Genomic DNA, 1,233 nt, shown 5'->3' on the forward strand with positions numbered 1-1,233 from the left:
GCCCTGGTGTGTTCGTTGCCGGTGGCGGCATCGGCCTCCGCGACATTGCAGACATAGAGCACGGGATGCGAGGTCAGAAGGTTCAGGCCCTGCAGGATGCGCAAATCTTCGGCCGAAATACCCTTGAGCAGGATGCGGGTCGGCTTGCCGGCCTGCAGCAGTTCGAGCGCTGCCTCCATCAACGGCAGCACGGTCGTCGCTTCCTTGTCCTTGCTGCCGGCGCGCTTGCGGATCTGGACGATGCGGCGCTCGATGCTGTCGAGGTCGGCAAGCATCAGCTCGGTCTCGACCGTCTCGGCATCGGCGACGGGGTCGATGCGGCCCTCGACATGGGTGATGTCGTCATCCTCGAAGCAGCGCAGCACATGCACGATGGCGTCGACCTCACGGATGTTGGCGAGAAACTGGTTGCCCAGCCCTTCGCCCTTCGAGGCACCGCGCACCAGGCCGGCAATGTCGACGAAAGAGATGCGAGTTGGAATGATCTCCTTCGACTTGGCGATCGCGGCGATCTTCTGCAGGCGCGGATCTGGCACCGCCACCTCGCCGGTGTTCGGTTCGATGGTGCAGAATGGATAGTTGGCGGCTTGCGCCGCAGCCGTTCTGGTCAACGCGTTGAAAAGCGTCGACTTGCCGACGTTGGGCAAGCCAACGATGCCGCATTTGAAACCCATTTTTGTTCGGTCCTATCGGGAAAATAGAAATTTGATCAGGGCTATGGGCGATAGGGGTGATCAACGTCAAGCCCTTCGGTCCCCTTGATGCTCAGTCCTTGCCGCCGAACAGCTTCTTCAGCATGGCGGCCATTGGACCGCTTTCCGGCAGCTTGACCACCGGCTGTTGAGGCCGTGCTTGGCGGACATGACTTTGCTGCTTGTGCGCCGACTGCTTCTGCGCTGGCTTTTCGGGCTCCGGCCCGGCCTTGCCCTGGACGGCGAGACTGGCCTTATTCATGAAGCCGGATTCGTCGCCCTTGACGATCATGGCGGCATTATCGGCGATCGCGTCGAGCAGCGGGTCGAGCCATTCGCGGTCGGCTTTGGCGAAATTGCCGAGCACATGGTGCTGGACCATTTCCTTGACGCCGGGATGGCCGACGCCGATGCGCACGCGGCGATAGCCATTGCCGATATGACCGTCGATCGACCGGATGCCGTTGTGGCCGCCGGCGCCGCCACCGGTCTTGATGCGCAGCTTGCCTTCGGCAAGGTCGATCTCGTCATAGAAAACGGT

General features: G+C 61.9%; 1 protein-coding gene and 1 pseudogene. Both read right to left on the bottom strand.

The genetic code is table 11. The features are described from left to right. Positions 1 to 674 (bottom strand): redox-regulated ATPase YchF (gene ychF / locus EN964_RS35080; RefSeq protein ID WP_127277478.1); only part of this gene is annotated, 674 nt, incomplete at its 3' end. Between the two features lie 91 nt (positions 675 to 765). Then, a pseudogene (locus EN964_RS35085) lies at positions 766 to 1,233 on the bottom strand (aminoacyl-tRNA hydrolase); the annotation flags it as partial.

It is taken from the genome of Mesorhizobium sp. M7A.F.Ca.CA.001.10.2.1 (assembly GCF_003998575.1).
GTDB lineage: Bacteria > Pseudomonadota > Alphaproteobacteria > Rhizobiales > Rhizobiaceae > Mesorhizobium.